1 protein-coding gene is annotated in these 246 nt (G+C 61.4%); it reads right to left on the reverse strand.

Annotated features, from left to right (window positions below):
• Nucleotides 1-246, reverse strand: a 246-nt coding sequence (locus F7Q90_RS26430) for an IS66 family transposase (protein ID WP_151161248.1), incomplete at both ends; no start/stop codon positions are given.

A 246-nucleotide genomic window follows, 5' to 3' on the forward strand; every position in this document is an offset into this window, starting at 1 on the left:
TCAGCGCTTCGGTGGTGATGTCGGTCGGTGTCCGGGCATGCACGTCGTGGATTTTTCGCCGGGCGTGCGCCATGCAGGCTGCTTCGGTTATGCGGCCATCTTCGTACAGCGCATTATAACCACCGTACGCATCCGCCTGCAGGATACCACTGTATCCCGCAAGGTGCTGTTGTGGATGAACACCTTTCCTGTCCGGCGAGTACGCGAACCACACCGCCGGTGGCAGCTGCGACCCCGCGTTACGGT

Source organism: Pantoea stewartii subsp. stewartii, assembly GCF_008801695.1.
Taxonomy (GTDB): Bacteria; Pseudomonadota; Gammaproteobacteria; order Enterobacterales; family Enterobacteriaceae; genus Pantoea; species Pantoea stewartii.